We start from the raw sequence: 16,338 nt of genomic DNA, 5'->3' as shown, positions 1-16,338 counted from the left end.
TCACCCCCGCGCGCACGCGGGCGTGGAACTCAGCGCGCGAGCGGGGCGGGTCGCCTGGTGCCCCGGCGCGGGCCGTCAGTGGTTGCGCGGGAAGCCGAGGTCGACGCCGCCGTGCGGCTCGGAGGGGTCGGGCCAGCGGGTCGTGACGACCTTGCCGCGGGTGTAGAACCGCACACCGTCGTTGCCGTAGACGTGCAGGTCGCCGAAGAGGGAGTCCTTCCAGCCGCCGAAGGAGTGGTAGCCCACCGGTACCGGGATCGGCACGTTGACGCCGACCATGCCCGCCTGGACTTCCAGTTGGAAGCGGCGGGCGGCGCCGCCGTCGCGGGTGAAGATCGCCGTACCGTTGCCGAACGGCGAGGCGTTGATGAGCGCGAGACCCTCCTCGTAGGTGTCGGCGCGCAGCACGCACAGGACGGGGCCGAAGATCTCGTCGCGGTAGGCGTCGGAGTCGGTGGACACCCTGTCCAGGAGGGACAGGCCGATCCAGTGGCCGCCCTCGTAGCCGTCGACGGTGCAGCCCGTGCCGTCCAGGACGACGTCGGCGCCCTGGTCCGCCGCGCCGTGCACATAGGAGGCGACCTTGTCGCGGTGGGCTTTGGTGATCAGCGGGCCCATCTCGGACGCCGGATCGCCGCCCGGGCCGATCTTGACCTTCTCGGCGCGCTCGCGGATCCTGTCGACGAGTTCGTCGCCGACGGCGCCGACGGCCACCACCGCGGAGATCGCCATGCAGCGCTCGCCCGCGGAGCCGTAGGCGGCGGAGACGGCGGCGTCCGCGGCCGCGTCCAGGTCGGCGTCCGGCAGCACCAGCATGTGGTTCTTGGCTCCGCCGAGCGCCTGCACCCGCTTGCCGTTGGCCGAGGCGGTGGTGTGGATGTGGCGGGCGATCGGGGTCGAGCCGACGAAGGAGACGGCCGAGACGTCCGGGTGCTCCAGGAGGCGGTCGACGGCGGCCCTGTCGCCCTGGACGACGTTGAAGACCCCGTCCGGCAGGCCCGCCTCGGCGAGCAGTGCGGCGAGCTTCAGCGACGTGGAGGGGTCCTTCTCACTCGGCTTGAGGACGAAGGTGTTGCCGCAGGCGATGGCGAGCGGGAACATCCACATCGGCACCATCGCCGGGAAGTTGAAGGGCGTGATGCCGGCCACGACGCCCACGGGCTGGCGGATCGCAGCCACGTCCACCCGGTTCGACACCTGCGTCGACAGCTCCCCCTTGAGCTGCGTGGTGATCCCGCAGGCCAGCTCCACGATCTCCAGACCGCGGGCCACCTCGCCGAGCGCGTCGGAGTGCACCTTGCCGTGCTCCGCGGTGATCAGTTCGGCGATCGTGTCGCGGTTGGCGTCGAGCAGCGCGCGGAAGCGGAAGAGGATGGAGGTGCGCTGGGCCAGGGAGGAGGTGCCCCACGTCCCGAAGGCGGCCTTGGCCGCGGCCACGGCGCGGTCCACCTCTTCTGCGGACGCCAGCGCGACCCGGGCCGTCACCGCACCGGTCGCCGGATCGGTAACCGGTCCCCAGTCGCCGGAAGCGCCCTCGACGGTCTTGCCACCGATCCAGTGGTGGACGGTCTTCGTCATGACGGATATCTCCTTCGGGTCTCTCAGAGATGGCGGCGCCGGGCCGCGGCCCGCCGGTCGTACTCCTCCCGGGCCTCGACCGCCGACGGCCGGGTCGCGGTCTCGGCCACGGGGACATCCCACCACGCCTGTGCCGGGGGCGCGCCCGACACGGTGTCTGCCGTTTCTGTCTCGACGTAGACACATGTGGGGCCGTCGGCCGCACGGGCCTCGGCCAGGGCTCCGCGCAGTTCGCGTACGGTCTCGGCGCGGATCACCCGCATCCCGAGGGAGGCCGCGTTGGCGGCGAGGTCGACCGGCAGCGGCGCCCCGGTGTACGCGCCGCCCGCAGGCTCCCCGGCCCGCGACGGAGCCGGTTGCCGGTGGCGGTAGGCCGTGCCGAACCGCTCCGCGCCGACCGCTTCGGAGAGACCGCCGATCGACGCGTACCCGTGGTTCTGCAGGACGATCAGCTTGATCGGGACGTGCTCCTGGACCGCCGTCACGATCTCGGTGGGGTTCATCAGATACGAGCCGTCGCCGACGAGCGCCCAGACCGGCCTCCCCGGCGCGGCCATCGCGACCCCGATCGCCGCGGGGATCTCGTAGCCCATGCAGGAGTAGCCGTACTCCACGTGGTACTGGTCGCGGGAGCGCGCCCGCCACAGCTTGTGGAGGTCGCCGGGCAGCGAGCCCGCGGCGCTGACCACGATGTCGTCGCCGGTGACCAGGCGGTCGAGCGCGCCGAGTACCTGGGGCTGGGTGGGGCGGAGCCTCTCGTCGGGCGCTTCGTAGGCGGCGTCGACCCGGTGCTCCCAGCGTTCCTTGGCGTCCGCGTACCGCGCCGCGTAGCCGTGCTCGACGCGGTGTCCGGGCAGGGCCCCGGTCAGTGCCTCGAGTCCGGCCCTGGCGTCCGCGACGAGCGGCAGCGCGGCGAGCTTGTGGGCGTCGAAGCCGGTGATGTTGAGGTTGAGGAAGCGGACGCCGGGATGGGCGAACAGGGTCGACGAGGCTGTGGTGAAGTCGGTGTAGCGGGTGCCGACGCCGATGACCAGGTCCGCGGCCCCGGCGAGTTCGTCGGCGGTGGCGGTGCCGGTGTGGCCGATGCCGCCCACGTCCGCCGGGTGGTCGTACGGCAGGCAGCCCTTGCCTGCCTGGGTCGAGGCGACGGGGATTTCGGTGGCCTCGGCGAGGGTGCGCAGCGCGCCCCCCGCCCCGCTGTGGCGCACTCCCCCGCCGGCGACGAGAAGGGGCCGCCGGGCGGACCGCACGGCGAGCACCGCCGCGGCGAGTTCCTCCGGATCCGGTGGCGGCCGGCGCACGTGCCAGACCCGCTCGGCGAAGAACTCCTCCGGCCAGTCGTGCGCCTCCGCCTGCACGTCCTGGGGCAGTGCGAGCGTGACCGCCCCCGTGGCGGCCGGGTCGGCGAGGACCCGCGCGGCGGCGAGCGCGGCGGGGATCAGCGCTTCGGGCCGGGTGATCCGGTCGAAGTAGGCGGACACCGGGCGCAGGCAGTCGTTGACCGACACGTCACCCGCGTACGGGACCTCCAGCTGCTGGAGGACGGGGTCGGCGGGGCGGGTCGCGAAGGTGTCACCGGGCAGGAGCAGCACCGGGAGCCGGTTGACGGTCGCGAGCGCGGCGCCGGTGACGAGGTTGGTGGCGCCCGGGCCGATGGAGGTGGTCACGGCGTGCGCGGACAGCCGGTGCGACTGGCGGGCGTAGCCGACGGCCGCGTGCACCATCGCCTGCTCGTTGCGTCCCTGGACGAAGGGCATCTCCCCGGACTCCAGGAGGGCCTGGCCGATCCCGGCCACGTTGCCGTGGCCGAAGATGCCCCACATGGCCGTGACGAGCCGCTGTCTGCGGCCGTCCCGTTCGGTGTACTGGCGGGCCAGGAACCGCACCAGTGCCTGGGCGACGGTCAGCGTCCGTCCGCTCATCGGTAGCCCTCCGCGTGGTCGGGGTGGAAGCGGATCCGCCAGGCGCGCTCGGGACCGGGGCCGGCCATGACGTTCAGGTAGTACATGGCGTGGCCGGGGGCGGCGATGGACGGGCCGTGCCAGCCGTCGGGGACGAGGACGGCGTCACCGCAGCGGACCTCGGCGAGGAGATCGGTGCCCCGCGGACGGGACGGCGACACCCGCTGGTAGCCGAAGCCGTGCTCGCCCTCGATCTCGAAGTAGTAGATCTCCTCGAGTTCCGACTCCTCTCCGGGTCGGTACTCGTCGTGCTTGTGGGGCGGGTAGGAGGACCAGTTGCCGCCCGGGGTCAGCACCTCGACGGCGATGAGGCGGTCGCAGGCGAAGGCGCCGGCGGCGGCGAAGTGGTGCACCCGGCGGGCGCAGCCGCCGGAACCCCGGTCCTCCACCGGGACGTCCGGCGCGGGGCCGCGGCGCGCGGGGAGCCGCCGCTCGCACCGCGCTCCGGCGAGGGCGAAGCGGCCTCCGGCGGCGGAGGTGATCCGTACCCGGGCGTCGCGGGGGACATACGCGAAGTCGGTGACTCCGGCGAACACGCTGGTTCTGCCGGCCAGTTCCATGGCCGTGTCCTCGGTCCGCACCGTGCACCCGCCCGCCAGCGGCAGCACGATCCACTCGCTGCCGCCGGTGTCCAGTCGGTGGGAGGCGCCGGGGGCCAGCTCCAGGATCCGCAGCGCGGAGTACCTCCAGCCGGCCCTCGCGGGGTCGATGTCGAGCGCGTAGGGACCCGCGGCGGCGGTCCCGGCCGGCAGATGGCGGTCGCGGACGGTGCCGTCGCGGGCGGTGCCGTCGCGGGCGGTGCCGTCGCGGACGGTGCGGTCGCGGGCGGTGCCGTCGCGGACGGTGCCGTCGCGGACGGTGCGGTCGCGGGCGGTGCCGTCGCGGCGCTCGTCGTCGTTGCCGGCTGCGGGGGCCGCGTCGGCTGCGGGGGCCTGGTGGACTTCGCGGTGGCTATGGCCCGTGCGGCCGGCGGGGTCCTTGTGGGCTTCCTGCTGCCCGTGGCCCTTGCGGGCTGTGGCGTGTCTGTTCTCCATCAGTCCTGGGTACCTCCTGGAGCAGGCCCGCGGCCGCTTCGGCCGCCGCCGTGATGGGGCCGACGGCCGGATGGAGCAGCGAACGGCCCACCGGCAGGCCCCGGACCGCGGCCGGGCCCCGGACCGTGGGCAGCCGCAGTGCGCAGCGCCCCTTCCCGTACGCCGCCGTCGGCGGGCCGCTCGGCGACGGCCCCCGGTTCGGGGGCCCTCGTCCCGACGGCCTCGGTGGGGCCGACGCGGGTCACCGCGCCGCTCCGGGTCCGCGGCCGCCGTCCGCTCCGGGCCACGGGCCGGGCCACGGGCCGGGGCGGGCTTCGGGACCGGGGGCGTGGCCGTCGAGGAGGGCGTCCACCTCGGCGGCGTAGGGCATGGCCGATGAGCATGCCAGACGGGCGGCGACGATCGCCCCCGCGGCGTTGGCGAACCGCATCACGCGCGCCAACTCCCATCCTGCGAGGATCCCGTGGACCATCGCCCCGCCGAACGCGTCGCCCGCGCCGAGCCCGTTGACCACGTCGACCCGTACCGGGGGCACTTCGGCCCTCGTGCCGTCCCGGCGCACCGCCAGTACGCCCGCGGGTCCCTGTTTGACCACGGCCAGTTCGACCCCTCGGGCGAGCAGCGCACGGGCCGCCGCGTGCGGTTCCCGCTCCCCGGTCGCGATCTCGCACTCCTCGAGATTGCCGATGGCGACGGTCGCGTGCGCGAGCGCCCTGGCGTAGACCGGCCGGGCCTCCTCCGCGGCCGAACCGGTGCGGCCGGCCCAGAACATGGGCCGCCAGTCCAGGTCGAGGACGGTCGTACCGGACTTCGCCCGGTACTCGAGCGCGGCGAGCGTGGTCTCCCTGCTGGGCTCGGCGCACAGCCCCGTGCCGGTGGTCCAGAAGACTCGCGCCCGGCCGATCGCGTCCATGTCGATGTCGTCGAGGCGCAGTTCGAGGTCGGGGGCCTTGGGCTGGCGGTAGAAGTACAGCGGGAAGTCGTCCGGCGGGAGGATCTCGCAGAACGTCACCGGGGTCGGCAGGCCCGGAACCGCCGTCACCCAGCGGTCGTCGACCCCGAAGTCGCGAAGTGCCAGGTGGAGGTAGTCCCCGAAGGCGTCCCGGCCGGTGCGGGTGACGACCGCGGTGCGCCGGCCGAGCCGGGCCGCCGCGACCGCCACGTTCGAGGCGGACCCTCCCAGGTACTTCCCGAAGGTCTCGACCCGTGCCAGCGGTACCCCGGTCTGCAGGGGGTAGAGGTCCACTCCGATCCGGCCCATCGTGATGAGGTCGTACGGCTGAGGCATCCGGGTCCCTTCGGTCCACGTATGGCTGCCCTTGGTCTAGCCCGACTCCGGAGCACTGTCAACACTTTGTCCTTACATTCTGACGAAACCTTGACACTGTTCGCCGGCGGCCGGAAAGCTGGCCGCCATGACCTCCTCCGCAGCCTCGTCCCACCGCATCCGCATCGGGTCGGCCCCGGACTCCTGGGGGGTGTGGTTCCGCGACGACCCCCGGCAGGTCCCCTGGCGGCGCTTTCTCGACGAAGTGGCACGGGCCGGGTACGAGTGGATCGAGCTCGGCCCGTACGGCTACCTCCCCACGGACCCCGCACGACTGGCCGAGGAGACCTCCTCCCGGGGACTGCGGGTGTCGGCCGGCACGGTCTTCACCGGGCTGCACCACGGCCCGGCCGTGTGGGAGGAGACCTGGGCCCATGTGTCCGATATCGCCGCCCTCACCCGCGCGATGGGCGCGGAGCACCTCGTCGTCATCCCGTCCTTCTGGCGCGACGACAGGACCGGCGAGGTACTGGAGGACAGGACCCTCACACCCGGGCAGTGGCGCCAGCTCACCCGCCAGACCGAGCGCCTGGGGCGGGAGGTGGGCGACCGGTTCGGGCTGAGGATCGTGGTCCACCCCCACGCGGACACCCATATCGACAGCGAGGAGAACGTCGGCCGGTTCCTCGACGCGACCGACGCGGACCTGGTCTCGCTCTGCCTGGACACCGGCCACTACGCCTACTGCGGCGGCGACAGCGTGCGGCTCATCGAGACCTACGGAGAGCGGATCGGCTACCTCCATCTGAAGCAGGTGGACCCGGACGTCCTCGCCGGCGTGATGGCGGACGAGGTGCCGTTCGGCCCCGCGGTGGCGCGCGGGGTGATGTGCGAACCGCCCTCCGGAGTACCCGCACTGGAGCCGGTACTGGCCGCCGCCCGGCGCCTCGACGCCGAACTCTTCGCCATCGTCGAGCAGGACATGTACCCCTGCCCTCCGGACAAGCCCTTCCCCATCGCCGAGCGCACCCGGCGCTTCCTCCGCTCCTGCGGCGCCTGACCCCCGCGCACCGCGGCCCGCTCGGCCCCGCCGTGTCACGGGCGGGCGCTCCCGTGTCACATATGTCTCCGTTACGCGGACCTTCCGTCACAGGACATCGACAGCCCCTCCCCTGCCGTCACTCTGCGTCGTTGAACGAGCACGGGCTGAGCGATCGCCAGCACCCGCGCCGCAGCCCCCCGACGGCTCCCCAGGCCGCCGCTGAGGCGCGGGCAGGGAGGTGCCACAGATGACGGACAGAAGACTCTGGTCCTACAAGGACATCGCGGCGCACATCAAGGTGCAGCCGGACACGGTGCGTTCGTACCGCAAGCACGGCCTCCTGCCTCCGCCGGACCATGTGGAGGCGGGCAAGCCCTACTGGTACGCCGACACCATCCGGGCCTGGGTGGCGAACCGCCCGGGCAACAGGGGAGGCAGAAGGTGAGGCATGGACCCGCGCCCCCGGGGCCGGGCCGGGACCGCCGCCGGGACCGCCGCCGCGACCGACCCCGACCCCGGGCCCGGGCCCCGTAACCGACGGGACCGGAGTCGCGCCGCCACCCAGGCGGGGAGGAGCAGGACGCCTGCTTGACGCAAGGCCGAACCCTCACCGGTGGCGCGACGCGCCCTCCCACCGCGGGCCCGCGCGGCCGAGCGGGGGACGGCCCGTGCGCCCGGCCGGGCGGGGAGCACTCGCCTAGATACCCCCCAGGGGTATAATCTCGGGGGGAAGGCCCGGCGCCGCCGCGACCGACCCCGGTGTGCACCACGGGTTCGGCGCACGACAGGGCGTCGCCCCGCAAGACGACCACGCATGCGACAGATCCGCGAAGAGGAGAACGCCATGACCGCCGAGACGAACACCGGCACCATCGGGGCCACCGGCTCCCGCAGCAGCGACGGCGCGGCCGCCGACACGGCAAAGGGCGGGACCGCCGAGGCCTCCGCGGTCTACCTGGTGAAGGGCATGACATGCGGCCACTGCGAGGGTGCCGTGTCCGAGGAGATCTCCGCGATCGCGGGCGTCAGTTCCGTGCAGGCCCTCGCCGCGAGCGGGCGGGTCACCGTGGTCTCGGCCACCCCGCTCGATGAGGCCGCCATACGCGCGGCCGTCGACGAGGCCGGGTACGAGTTCGCCGGGCGGGCCTGACCTCGGGTGCGCTCCGCGGCCACCCGCCCCGGGGCGCGGATCCCGCGGCCGCCGGAATTGCCGCGAGCTACTCGTCCGTTTCCATGGCCAGCGGGAGGCTGCGTCTGCGATCCTTCACGTGGCACACAGGACCTTCACAAGGAGACCCAGATCACAGGTGTTCCTGGGTAACCATTCGGGCTCTCCGCGAGTCTAAGTGGGCGATGCCAGAGCGTCTTGGGGGACGCTCATGGGACGTCTTGGGGGACGTCCCAGGCAAGCGCTGGCCGGGGCACGTACGACCGGGAGGCTTTGAGCGGCCCTCCCGTGGATGCGTACCCCGGCAGACCGCCTCGCGAGGAGCTTCTGCTGGACACCAGCAGACGCCCGGCCGGATCCCGTGGGGGGAATCCGCACCGGGGATATGGGAAGCGCCCCGCCTGCCGACCCGTGGGGGGATCGGCAGCGGGGCGCTTCTCGCCGCACAGGGCCCGCGAAGGGCCTGTCCCGCCGGGACCGCGGGCCGGGGCCCGGGCGGTCTCAGCGGGCCTCGACGGGGACGAAGTCCCGCAGCACCTCACCGGTGTAGATCTGGCGCGGGCGGCCGATACGGGAACCCGGCTCCTTGATCATCTCGTGCCACTGGGCGATCCAGCCCGGGAGCCGGCCGAGGGCGAAGAGCACGGTGAACATCTCGGTCGGGAAACCCATGGCCCGGTAGATCAGACCGGTGTAGAAGTCGACGTTCGGGTACAGCTTGCGCTCGACGAAGTAGTCGTCGGAGAGCGCGTGCTCCTCCAGTTTGAGGGCGATGTCCAGCAGCTCGTCGGACTTGCCCAGGGCGGAGAGCACATCGTGGGCGGCAGCCTTGATGATCTTGGCGCGGGGGTCAAAGTTCTTGTAGACCCGGTGGCCGAAGCCCATCAGGCGGACGCCGTCCTCCTTGTTCTTGACCTTGCGGATGAAGGTGTCGACATCGCCGCCGTCGGCGGCGATGCCCTCGAGCATCTCCAGCACGGACTGGTTGGCGCCGCCGTGCAGGGGGCCCCACAGGGCGGAGATGCCGGCGGAGATGGAGGCGAACATGTTCGCCTGGGAGGAGCCGACCAGGCGCACGGTGGACGTCGAGCAGTTCTGCTCGTGGTCCGCGTGCAGGATGAGCAGCTTGTCCAGGGCGGCCACGACGACCGGGTCCGGCTCGTACTCCTGCGCCGGGACCGAGAAGGTCATCCGCAGGAAGTTCTCGACATAGCCGAGGTCGTTGCGCGGGTAGACGAACGGGTGGCCGATCGACTTCTTGTAGGCGTAGGCGGCGATCGTCGGGAGCTTCGCCAGCAGCCGGATCGTCGAGAGGTGGCGCTGCTCCTCGTCGAACGGGTTGTGGCTGTCCTGGTAGAACGTCGAGAGGGCGCTGACCACGGACGACAGCATGGCCATCGGGTGGGCGTCGCGCGGGAAGCCGTCGAAGAAGCGCTTGACGTCCTCGTGCAGCAGCGTGTGCTGGGTGATCTCGCCCCGGAACGCAGCGAGCTGGTCCACGGTGGGCAGCTCACCGTTGATCAGCAGGTAGGCCACCTCAGGGAAGCTGGAGCGCTCGGCCAACTGTTCGATGGGGTAGCCGCGGTAGCGCAGGATGCCCTGCTCGCCGTCGAGGTAGGTGATCGCGGACTTGTAGGCCGCGGTGTTGCCGTAACCGCTGTCCAGGGTCACCAGACCGGTCTGCGCCCGGAGCTTCCCGATGTCGAAGCCCTGGTCGCCGACGGTGCTCTCGACCACCGGATAGGTGTATTCACCGTCCGCGAACCGCAGTACTACAGAGTTGTCGCTCACGTCATCCCTCACCGACGTAGTGCCTCTTCTTCGAGGTGCCCTGACTGTCTCTACCATCCCCCATTTGGCTGAGGAGAGTGCACTCGGGGTCGACCATTAGCCCGGTTGGCGGCACTCAGTGCCGCCCAGCTCGCCCATCCTGCCCCCTTCGCCCCGGTTCCGGAAGAGTCAGGTGATCTTTCCCACGAAGCCTCCACCTGTCAGTCTGTGATCGAGCGCGGTAAAGCGCCGGCCCGCCGAGGCGGTACGGACCGCCTGCCCTATCGCCCTCCGGGATCCGACCAGCACAACCAGCTTCCGCGCCCTGGTGACGGCCGTGTAGAGCAGATTCCGCTGGAGCATCATCCAGGCCCCGGTGGTGACCGGGATCACCACGGCCGGATACTCACTGCCCTGCGAGCGGTGGATCGTGACGGCGTAGGCATGGGCGAGCTCATCGAGCTCGTCGAAGTCGTACGGCACCTCCTCGTCCTCGTCCGTCAGCACCGTCAGCCGCTGGTCGACCGGATGGAGCGAGGTCACGACGCCGACCGTGCCGTTGAAGACTCCGTTCTCTCCCTTTTCGTAGTTGTTGCGAATCTGAGTGACCTTGTCGCCGACACGGAAGACCCGGCCGCCAACGCGCTTCTCGGGCACATCGGGGCGGGCGGGGGTGATCGCCTGCTGCAGCAGTCCGTTCAGGGTGCCCGCTCCTGCGGGCCCCCGGTGCATGGGCGCCAGGACCTGCACATCGCGCCGCGGGTCCAGCCCGAAGCGCGCCGGGACCCGTCTGGCGGCCACGTCGACGGTCAGCCGGCCCGCCTCCTCGGTGTCGTCCTCGACGAAGAGGAAGAAGTCACTCAGGCCCTGGGTGAGGGGCTGGGCTCCGGAGTTGATGCGGTGGGCGTTGGTGACCACTCCCGACTGCTGGGCCTGCCGGAAGATGCGGGTGAGCCGGACGCAGGGCACCGGGCTGCCGTCGGCGAGGAGATCGCTGAGGACCTCCCCGGCGCCGACGCTCGGGAGCTGGTCCACATCGCCCACGAGCAGCAGATGGGCGCCGGGCGCCACGGCCTTCACGAGCTTGTTGGCGAGCAGCAGGTCCAGCATGGAGGCCTCGTCGACCACCACCAGGTCGGCGTCGAGCGGCCGGTCCCTGTCGTAGGCCGCGTCACCGCCCGGCTTCAGCTCCAGGAGCCGGTGCACGGTGGACGCCTCGGCGCCGGTGAGCTCGGCCAGCCGCTTGGCCGCCCTGCCGGTGGGCGCCGCGAGGACCACCTTGGCCTTCTTGGCCCGGGCGAGCTCGACGATGGAGCGGACCGTGAACGACTTGCCGCAGCCGGGACCGCCGGTCAGAACGGCCACCTTCCGGGCGAGGGCGAGCCGGACGGCCTGCTCCTGCTCCGGCGCCAGCTCCGCCCCCGTGCGGTCGGCGAGCCAGGCCAGCGCCTTGTCCCAGGCCACACTCTGGAAGGCCGGCATACGGTCCTCGTCCGTGCGCAGCAGCCGGCTCAACTGGGCGGCCAGGGACAACTCGGCGCGGTGGAAGGGCACCAGATAGACAGCGGTGACCGGTTCCCCGCCCTCCGGCGAGGGGACCTGCTCCCTGACGACCCCCTCCTCCCCGGCAGCCAGCTCGGCAAGGCAGTCGATGACCAGGCCGGTGTCGACCTGGAGGAGCTTCACGGAGTCCGCGATCAGCCTCTCCTCCGGGAGGTAGCAGTGCCCCTGGTCGGTGGACTGGGAGAGTGCGTACTGCAGACCGGCCTTGACCCGGTCCGGGCTGTCGTGGGGTATGCCCACGGCCTGGGCGATCCGGTCGGCGGTGAGGAACCCGATGCCCCAGACATCCGCGGCGAGCCGGTACGGCTGGTTGCGGACGACGGAGATCGAGGCGTCCCCGTACTTCTTGTAGATCCGCACGGCGATGGACGTGGAGACCCCCACTCCCTGGAGGAAGACCATGACCTCCTTGATGGCCTTCTGCTCCTCCCAGGCGACACCGATCATTCTGGTGCGCTTGGGGCCGAGGCCCGGGACCTCGACGAGCCTGCCCGGCTCCCGCTCGATGACGTCGAGGGTGCCGGCGCCGAAGTGGTCGACGATGCGCTCGGCGATCCTCGGCCCGATGCCCTTGATCAGACCGGAGCCGAGATAGCGCCGGATGCCCTGGACCGTGGCGGGCAGGACGGTGGTGTAGTTCTCGACGGCGAACTGCTTGCCGTACTGCGGGTGGGAGCCCCAGCGGCCCTCCATCCGCAGTGATTCCCCCGGCTGCGCACCGAGGAGCGAGCCGACCACCGTGAGGAGGTCGGAGCTGCCGCGGCCGGTGTCGACCCGGGCGACGGTGTAGCCGTTCTCCTCGTTGGCGTAGGTGATCCGCTCCAGGACCCCTTCGAGCACTGCCAGATTGGACATGCGACGACGCTACCGCCCCGCTCGGACAACATGCCGGGCCTGTGGAAAACCTCGCGTACGGCGTCCACGGCACGGTCCGTGGACGGCTGCCCCTTCCCGTTCCGTGCCACCCCTGTTCGGCCCCCGTGCCGACCCGGGAAACCCCGCCCGGGCGGGGAACCCGGGACGGGGGTGCGTCGTCCAAGGACCGTGCCGTGGACGAGTCACCGCAGAGCGGAGTCGTCGGCCCTCGCTGCGGGCTGCGATCGCCGACTCCCTCCCCGGCCGCCTGCGGCCCGCGGCACGCCGCCACCGGTGCGCCCCCTCCCAGCACCGGTGGCGGCCCCTCTCCCCGATGGCGCCTTCCCGCCTCCGCAGCACGGACGGTCCGCACTCCGCCTCCGCTGCGGACGACCGGCCCGCGGCGGACCGGCGGCCGGGCGCGCGGCGGACCGGCGGCCGGGCGCGCGTCCGTCCACATCCCTTGACCGGCAGTTATTTTCCAGATATTCGTGACCCCTGGAAGTTTCCTTCAGGGAGGGAATGCCCGTGCCCGACCGGACCGCTCCGTCCAGACGTTCCGTACTCGCCGCCTCCGCCACAGGTGCGGCGGTGGCGGCTCTCTCCTCCGGCCCCGCGCACGCGGACCCGGCCGACCGCGGCGCCATCCGCGCCGGTCTCCAGCGGCTCATCTCGCGGATGGGTCTGGAGGAGAAGGTCGGCCAGCTCTTCGTGATGCGGGTGTACGGGCACTCCGCCACCGCACCCGACCAGGCGGACATCGACGCCAACCTCAGGGAGATCGGGGTCCGTACGGCCGCCGAGCTGATCGGGCGCTACCACGTCGGGGGCATCATCTACTTCGCCTGGGCCCACAACACCCGTGACCCGCACCAGATCGCCGAACTCTCCAACGGGATCCAGCGCGCCGGCCTGGCTCAGCCCACCCCCGTCCCACTGCTGGTCTCGACCGACCAGGAGCACGGCATCGTCGCCCGGGTGGGCAGGCCCGCCACCCTCATGCCCGGCGCGATGGCACTGGGTGCGGGCGGATCGCGTTCCGGCGCCCGGGAGGCCGCCCGGATCGCGGGTGCCGAGCTGGCCGCGATGGGCATCCGGCAGAACTACGCGCCGGTCGCCGACGTCAACGTCAACCCGGCCAACCCGGTCATCGGCGTACGGTCGTTCGGCTCCGACCCCCGGGCGGTGGCCGGGCTGGTCGCCTCCCAGGTGCGGGGCTACCAGCGCGCCGGCGTCGCCGCGACGTCCAAGCACTTCCCGGGCCACGGCGACACCGTGGCCGACAGCCACCACTCGCTGCCGACGATCCACCACAGCCGCGAGGAGTGGGAGAAGCTCGACGCCCCGCCGTTCCGGGCCGCGATCGCCGCGGGCGTCCGCTCCGTCATGACTGCGCACATCGTCGTCCCGGCACTCGACCCGAGCGAGGACCCGGCGACGCTCTCCCGCCCCATCCTCACGGGGATCCTGCGCGAGGAACTCGGCTACGACGGGGTCGTCGTCACCGACGCCCTCGACATGGCGGGCGTACGGCAGAAGTACGGCGACGACCGGGTTCCGGTCCTGGCGCTGAAGGCCGGCTGCGACCAGCTCCTCAACCCACCCGACCTGGGCGTCGCCTGGAACGCCGTCCTGCGGGCCGTGCGCAGCGGCGAGTTGACCGAGCAGCGCGTCGAGGAATCGGTCCTGCGCATTCTGCTGCTCAAGTCCGAGCTGGGACTGTTCAGGGACCCATTCGTCACCCGCGGAGACGTGGACCGCACCGTGGGCAAGCGGTCCCATCTGGTGGCCGCCGACCGGATCGCCGAGGAGACCACGACCCTGCTCGCCGATCCGGCCGGTCTGCTGCCGCTCTCCCACCGCAGCCGTCCCCGTGTGCTGGTGGTCGGCGCCGACCCCGCCTCCCCGTCCGGGACCACCGGCCCCCCGACCGGCACGCTCGCGAACGCCTTCACCGAGGCAGGCTTCACCGCCACGGCACTGTCCACCGGCATCACGCCCACGACCGCCGGGATCGAGGCGGCGGTGGCCGCCGCGGCCGGGAAGGACGTCGTGGTCATCGGCACCTACAACGTCTCGGCGGCCAGTCCGCAGCGCACCCTGGTGTCCCGGCTGGCGGCCACCGGGGTCCCGGTGGTCACGGTGGCCATCCGCAACCCCTACGACGTGTCGCAGTCCACCTCTGCCGGTGTCGCGGCCTCGCTCGCGACATACAGCTGGACGGACGTCGAACTGCGGGCCGCGGTACGGGTGATCGCGGGCCGGGCGGAGCCCGGCGGCCGGCTTCCCGTACCGGTACCGCGCGCCGACGACCCGGCGCGGGTGCTGTACCCGGCCGGACACGGCCTGGGCTACCGGAAGACCCGTCGATAGTCCCCCGCTGCCCCCGTGTTCCGACGGGACCACGACGGCGAAGGAACGGCGACCCGACGCACCCGCGACCCGACGCACCCGCGATCCGGCCCGTCCTCCATCCGAAGGAGACGCCGCCGCTGCACACCGAGGCGTAGCGCGGCGTGCGCCGTGCTACCGGCTCCACTCCCCCGCACGACGGAAAGCCCCCCTGCTCCCCTGGCGTGCGCCCGCCCCGGCAGGCCACCCTGGATGGACCGAGCAGGGGGTTTCATGCAGGTACGGCGACTTTGGGCAGGAGTGGTGTGCGCGGTGCTCGTCTCCTGCGGGCCGGCCTCGGGTGACGCCGGCAGCGAGGGCCCCGCGCAGACCGGGGAAACCCCGGCCACCACACCGGCCGCGCACGGGCCGCTGTTCCTCGGCCCGGGGGACTGCAGCGGCCAGGGCCGCACCGATGTCCGCGAGGTGCCGTGCACCAGTGGGAAGGCGGCGGCACGCGTGATCGCCCGCCACGACGGACGGCGCACGACCGGGCCCTCCTGCCCCGCCGCGACGGACTTCGTGCTGCACATCTCGGAGCACCGCCCGGAGTTCGACGAGGACGGCGACGGTTCGGTGCCGCGGGGATACGCCTGCATGCGCAACCTGGAGCCGCCGCACCCCGGCGATCCGGGCGGCGGGGGCGGCCCGTACACGGTCGTCGGCGACTGCCTCCGCGACTCGGGCGAGGGGCAGGTCAAGGAGGCCCCATGTGACGGGTCCGGTGCGCACCGGCCCGAGTTCAGGGTGGAATCGGCGGTGGACGAGCGGTCCCGGTGCCCGGCGTCGACGGACCTGTTCGTGGAGCTGCCGTCCGCCGACGCACCGGTGGGATGTGCCCGCCGCCTGTGACCTGACGCCTGCGACCCGGCACCTGCGGCCCGCCGTATCGCGGGTCGTCGACGGCGGGGCACGCCCGCCCGGCCCCGGGGCACCGCCTGCCGCCCTCCGCGTTCCCTGTGCTCCTGGCGCTCCCGGTTGTTCTCAGCGCTCCCGGTACTTCTCGCGTTCTCCGCGCACAGCACACCCCCCTCGGCCCACAGCGGTCGCGGTGCCCTCGCGGGGCGATACCGCTCTGGCCGGGCTCAGTGGGACGGCGGTGCGGAGACGGCCCTCTCAGCAGAGCGTCCAGCCGGTGGAAGCGCGCTTACCGGCCACGGCCCCCGACGCCCGGACGCAACGGTTGAGTGCGTAGACGGTGACGGGGCCCGCCAGCCGGGTGAATCGGCCGCTGTCGACGACCGCGCGACCACCGCGCGGTTGGAGGGACACCGACATGGGCCGTGCGGCGCCGGGCTGCTTGGCGACCGTGAGGGCGCAGACGTACTGCCGCTTCTTGTAGACGCGCAGTTCCCCCGTGGCAAACCCCACCGCCTTCGTGGGACGGCCGGAGCAGGCGGATGCGGCCTCCGCCCGCTGGCTCCCCGGCCCCGTCAGCGATACCGCGCCGAGGACCATGAGTACGGCCAGCACTCGCCTCACCAGCTTCCCGAACACAGGCACTCCTCTCCCGCATCGAGCTGTTCCGACGTACGACGCAGCCGCGGTCCGGAAGGTTGCCCGTCGGGGCCGGGAGAGCGGGATCGCACACGGGGCCGGCGGAGCCTCGCGGAGGACGGGAAGGCCGGTGGAGGGGGCGGCGGAGGACGGCAAGATCCGGCCGGATTCGTACCATCTGTGCCCCGGACCGCCGTGCGACCCGGGTCCGG

12 protein-coding genes are annotated in these 16,338 nt (G+C 72.5%); 5 read left to right on the top strand and 7 right to left on the bottom strand.

Going from position 1 to position 16,338, the window contains the following annotated elements; genetic code table 11:
* Positions 1–75 precede the first annotated feature (75 nt).
* The 4 genes from SCWH03_RS01060 to iolC form a co-directional block, all read right to left on the bottom strand.
* Positions 76–1,578, bottom strand: a complete 1,503-nt coding sequence (locus SCWH03_RS01060; RefSeq protein WP_173260637.1) for a CoA-acylating methylmalonate-semialdehyde dehydrogenase — start codon at positions 1,576–1,578, stop codon at positions 76–78.
* Between the two features lie 23 nt (positions 1,579–1,601).
* Positions 1,602–3,500, bottom strand: coding sequence for a 3D-(3,5/4)-trihydroxycyclohexane-1,2-dione acylhydrolase (decyclizing) (gene iolD, locus SCWH03_RS01055; RefSeq protein WP_173260636.1), 1,899 nt, complete (start codon positions 3,498–3,500; stop codon positions 1,602–1,604).
* Positions 3,497–4,291: a 5-deoxy-glucuronate isomerase gene (gene iolB / locus SCWH03_RS01050; RefSeq protein WP_173261362.1), complete on the bottom strand. Its 795-nt coding sequence runs from the start codon at positions 4,289–4,291 to the stop codon at positions 3,497–3,499. Before iolB ends, iolD begins: the two co-directional genes overlap by 4 nt.
* Before the next feature lie 523 nt (positions 4,292–4,814).
* Positions 4,815–5,861, bottom strand: coding sequence for a 5-dehydro-2-deoxygluconokinase (gene iolC / locus SCWH03_RS01045; protein ID WP_173260635.1), 1,047 nt, complete (start codon positions 5,859–5,861; stop codon positions 4,815–4,817).
* Between the two features lie 127 nt (positions 5,862–5,988).
* Between iolC and SCWH03_RS01040 the strand changes: the two genes are divergently transcribed.
* The 3 genes from SCWH03_RS01040 to SCWH03_RS01030 all read left to right on the top strand — a co-directional run bounded on the left by SCWH03_RS01040 (position 5,989) and on the right by SCWH03_RS01030 (position 8,032).
* Positions 5,989–6,900: a sugar phosphate isomerase/epimerase family protein gene (locus tag SCWH03_RS01040; protein ID WP_173260634.1), complete on the top strand. Its 912-nt coding sequence runs from the start codon at positions 5,989–5,991 to the stop codon at positions 6,898–6,900.
* A 229-nt stretch (positions 6,901–7,129) separates the two neighbouring features.
* Positions 7,130–7,327 carry a helix-turn-helix transcriptional regulator gene (locus SCWH03_RS01035; protein ID WP_173260633.1) on the top strand — a complete coding sequence of 66 codons (198 nt, stop codon included), beginning with the start codon at positions 7,130–7,132 and terminating at the stop codon, positions 7,325–7,327.
* Between the two features lie 399 nt (positions 7,328–7,726).
* Positions 7,727–8,032: a heavy-metal-associated domain-containing protein gene (locus tag SCWH03_RS01030; protein WP_173260632.1), complete on the top strand. Its 306-nt coding sequence runs from the start codon at positions 7,727–7,729 to the stop codon at positions 8,030–8,032.
* A 519-nt stretch (positions 8,033–8,551) separates the two neighbouring features.
* On the opposite strand, the gene SCWH03_RS01025 is transcribed toward SCWH03_RS01030, so the two are convergent.
* Positions 8,552–9,898 carry a citrate synthase gene (locus tag SCWH03_RS01025; protein ID WP_173260631.1) on the bottom strand — a complete coding sequence of 449 codons (1,347 nt, stop codon included), beginning with the start codon at positions 9,896–9,898 and terminating at the stop codon, positions 8,552–8,554.
* A gap of 111 nt (positions 9,899–10,009) precedes the next feature.
* Positions 10,010–12,238, bottom strand: coding sequence for an SF1B family DNA helicase RecD2 (gene recD2 / locus SCWH03_RS01020; protein ID WP_173260630.1), 2,229 nt, complete (start codon positions 12,236–12,238; stop codon positions 10,010–10,012).
* 528 nt (positions 12,239–12,766) lie between these two features.
* Between recD2 and SCWH03_RS01015 the strand changes: the two genes are divergently transcribed.
* A complete protein-coding gene (locus tag SCWH03_RS01015) occupies positions 12,767–14,611 on the top strand; it encodes a glycoside hydrolase family 3 protein (RefSeq protein ID WP_173260629.1) in 1,845 nt (614 codons plus the stop codon).
* Between the two features lie 231 nt (positions 14,612–14,842).
* Positions 14,843–15,481 (top strand): LppU/SCO3897 family protein, encoded by a 639-nt coding sequence (locus tag SCWH03_RS01010; RefSeq protein ID WP_254076483.1) that lies wholly within the window; start codon positions 14,843–14,845, stop codon positions 15,479–15,481.
* A gap of 264 nt (positions 15,482–15,745) precedes the next feature.
* Here the strand turns inward: SCWH03_RS01010 and SCWH03_RS01005 are convergent, their stop codons facing one another.
* Positions 15,746–16,126, bottom strand: coding sequence for a hypothetical protein (locus SCWH03_RS01005; RefSeq protein ID WP_173260628.1), 381 nt, complete (start codon positions 16,124–16,126; stop codon positions 15,746–15,748).
* Positions 16,127–16,338: the final 212 nt, after the last annotated feature.

Source organism: Streptomyces pacificus, assembly GCF_011766325.1.
GTDB lineage: Bacteria > Actinomycetota > Actinomycetes > Streptomycetales > Streptomycetaceae > Streptomyces > Streptomyces pacificus.
Note: the sequence above shows the minus strand (reverse complement) of the source record. Positions and strands in the feature narration are given on the sequence as shown.

What these genes read in the sequence shown, in the direction of transcription:
- SCWH03_RS01040 (WP_173260634.1), top strand. Translation starts at nt 5,989, where the DNA reads ATGACCTCCTCCGCAGCCTCGTCCCACCGCATCCGCATCGGGTCGGCC.
- SCWH03_RS01030 (WP_173260632.1), top strand. Translation starts at nt 7,727, where the DNA reads ATGACCGCCGAGACGAACACCGGCACCATCGGGGCCACCGGCTCCCGC.
- SCWH03_RS01060 (WP_173260637.1), bottom strand. Translation starts at nt 1,578, where the DNA reads ATGACGAAGACCGTCCACCACTGGATCGGTGGCAAGACCGTCGAGGGC.
- iolC (WP_173260635.1), bottom strand. Translation starts at nt 5,861, where the DNA reads ATGCCTCAGCCGTACGACCTCATCACGATGGGCCGGATCGGAGTGGAC.
- SCWH03_RS01010 (WP_254076483.1), top strand. Translation starts at nt 14,843, where the DNA reads ATGGACCGAGCAGGGGGTTTCATGCAGGTACGGCGACTTTGGGCAGGA.
- SCWH03_RS01035 (WP_173260633.1), top strand. Translation starts at nt 7,130, where the DNA reads ATGACGGACAGAAGACTCTGGTCCTACAAGGACATCGCGGCGCACATC.
- iolD (WP_173260636.1), bottom strand. Translation starts at nt 3,500, where the DNA reads ATGAGCGGACGGACGCTGACCGTCGCCCAGGCACTGGTGCGGTTCCTG.
- recD2 (WP_173260630.1), bottom strand. Translation starts at nt 12,238, where the DNA reads ATGTCCAATCTGGCAGTGCTCGAAGGGGTCCTGGAGCGGATCACCTAC.
- SCWH03_RS01025 (WP_173260631.1), bottom strand. Translation starts at nt 9,898, where the DNA reads ATGGTAGAGACAGTCAGGGCACCTCGAAGAAGAGGCACTACGTCGGTG.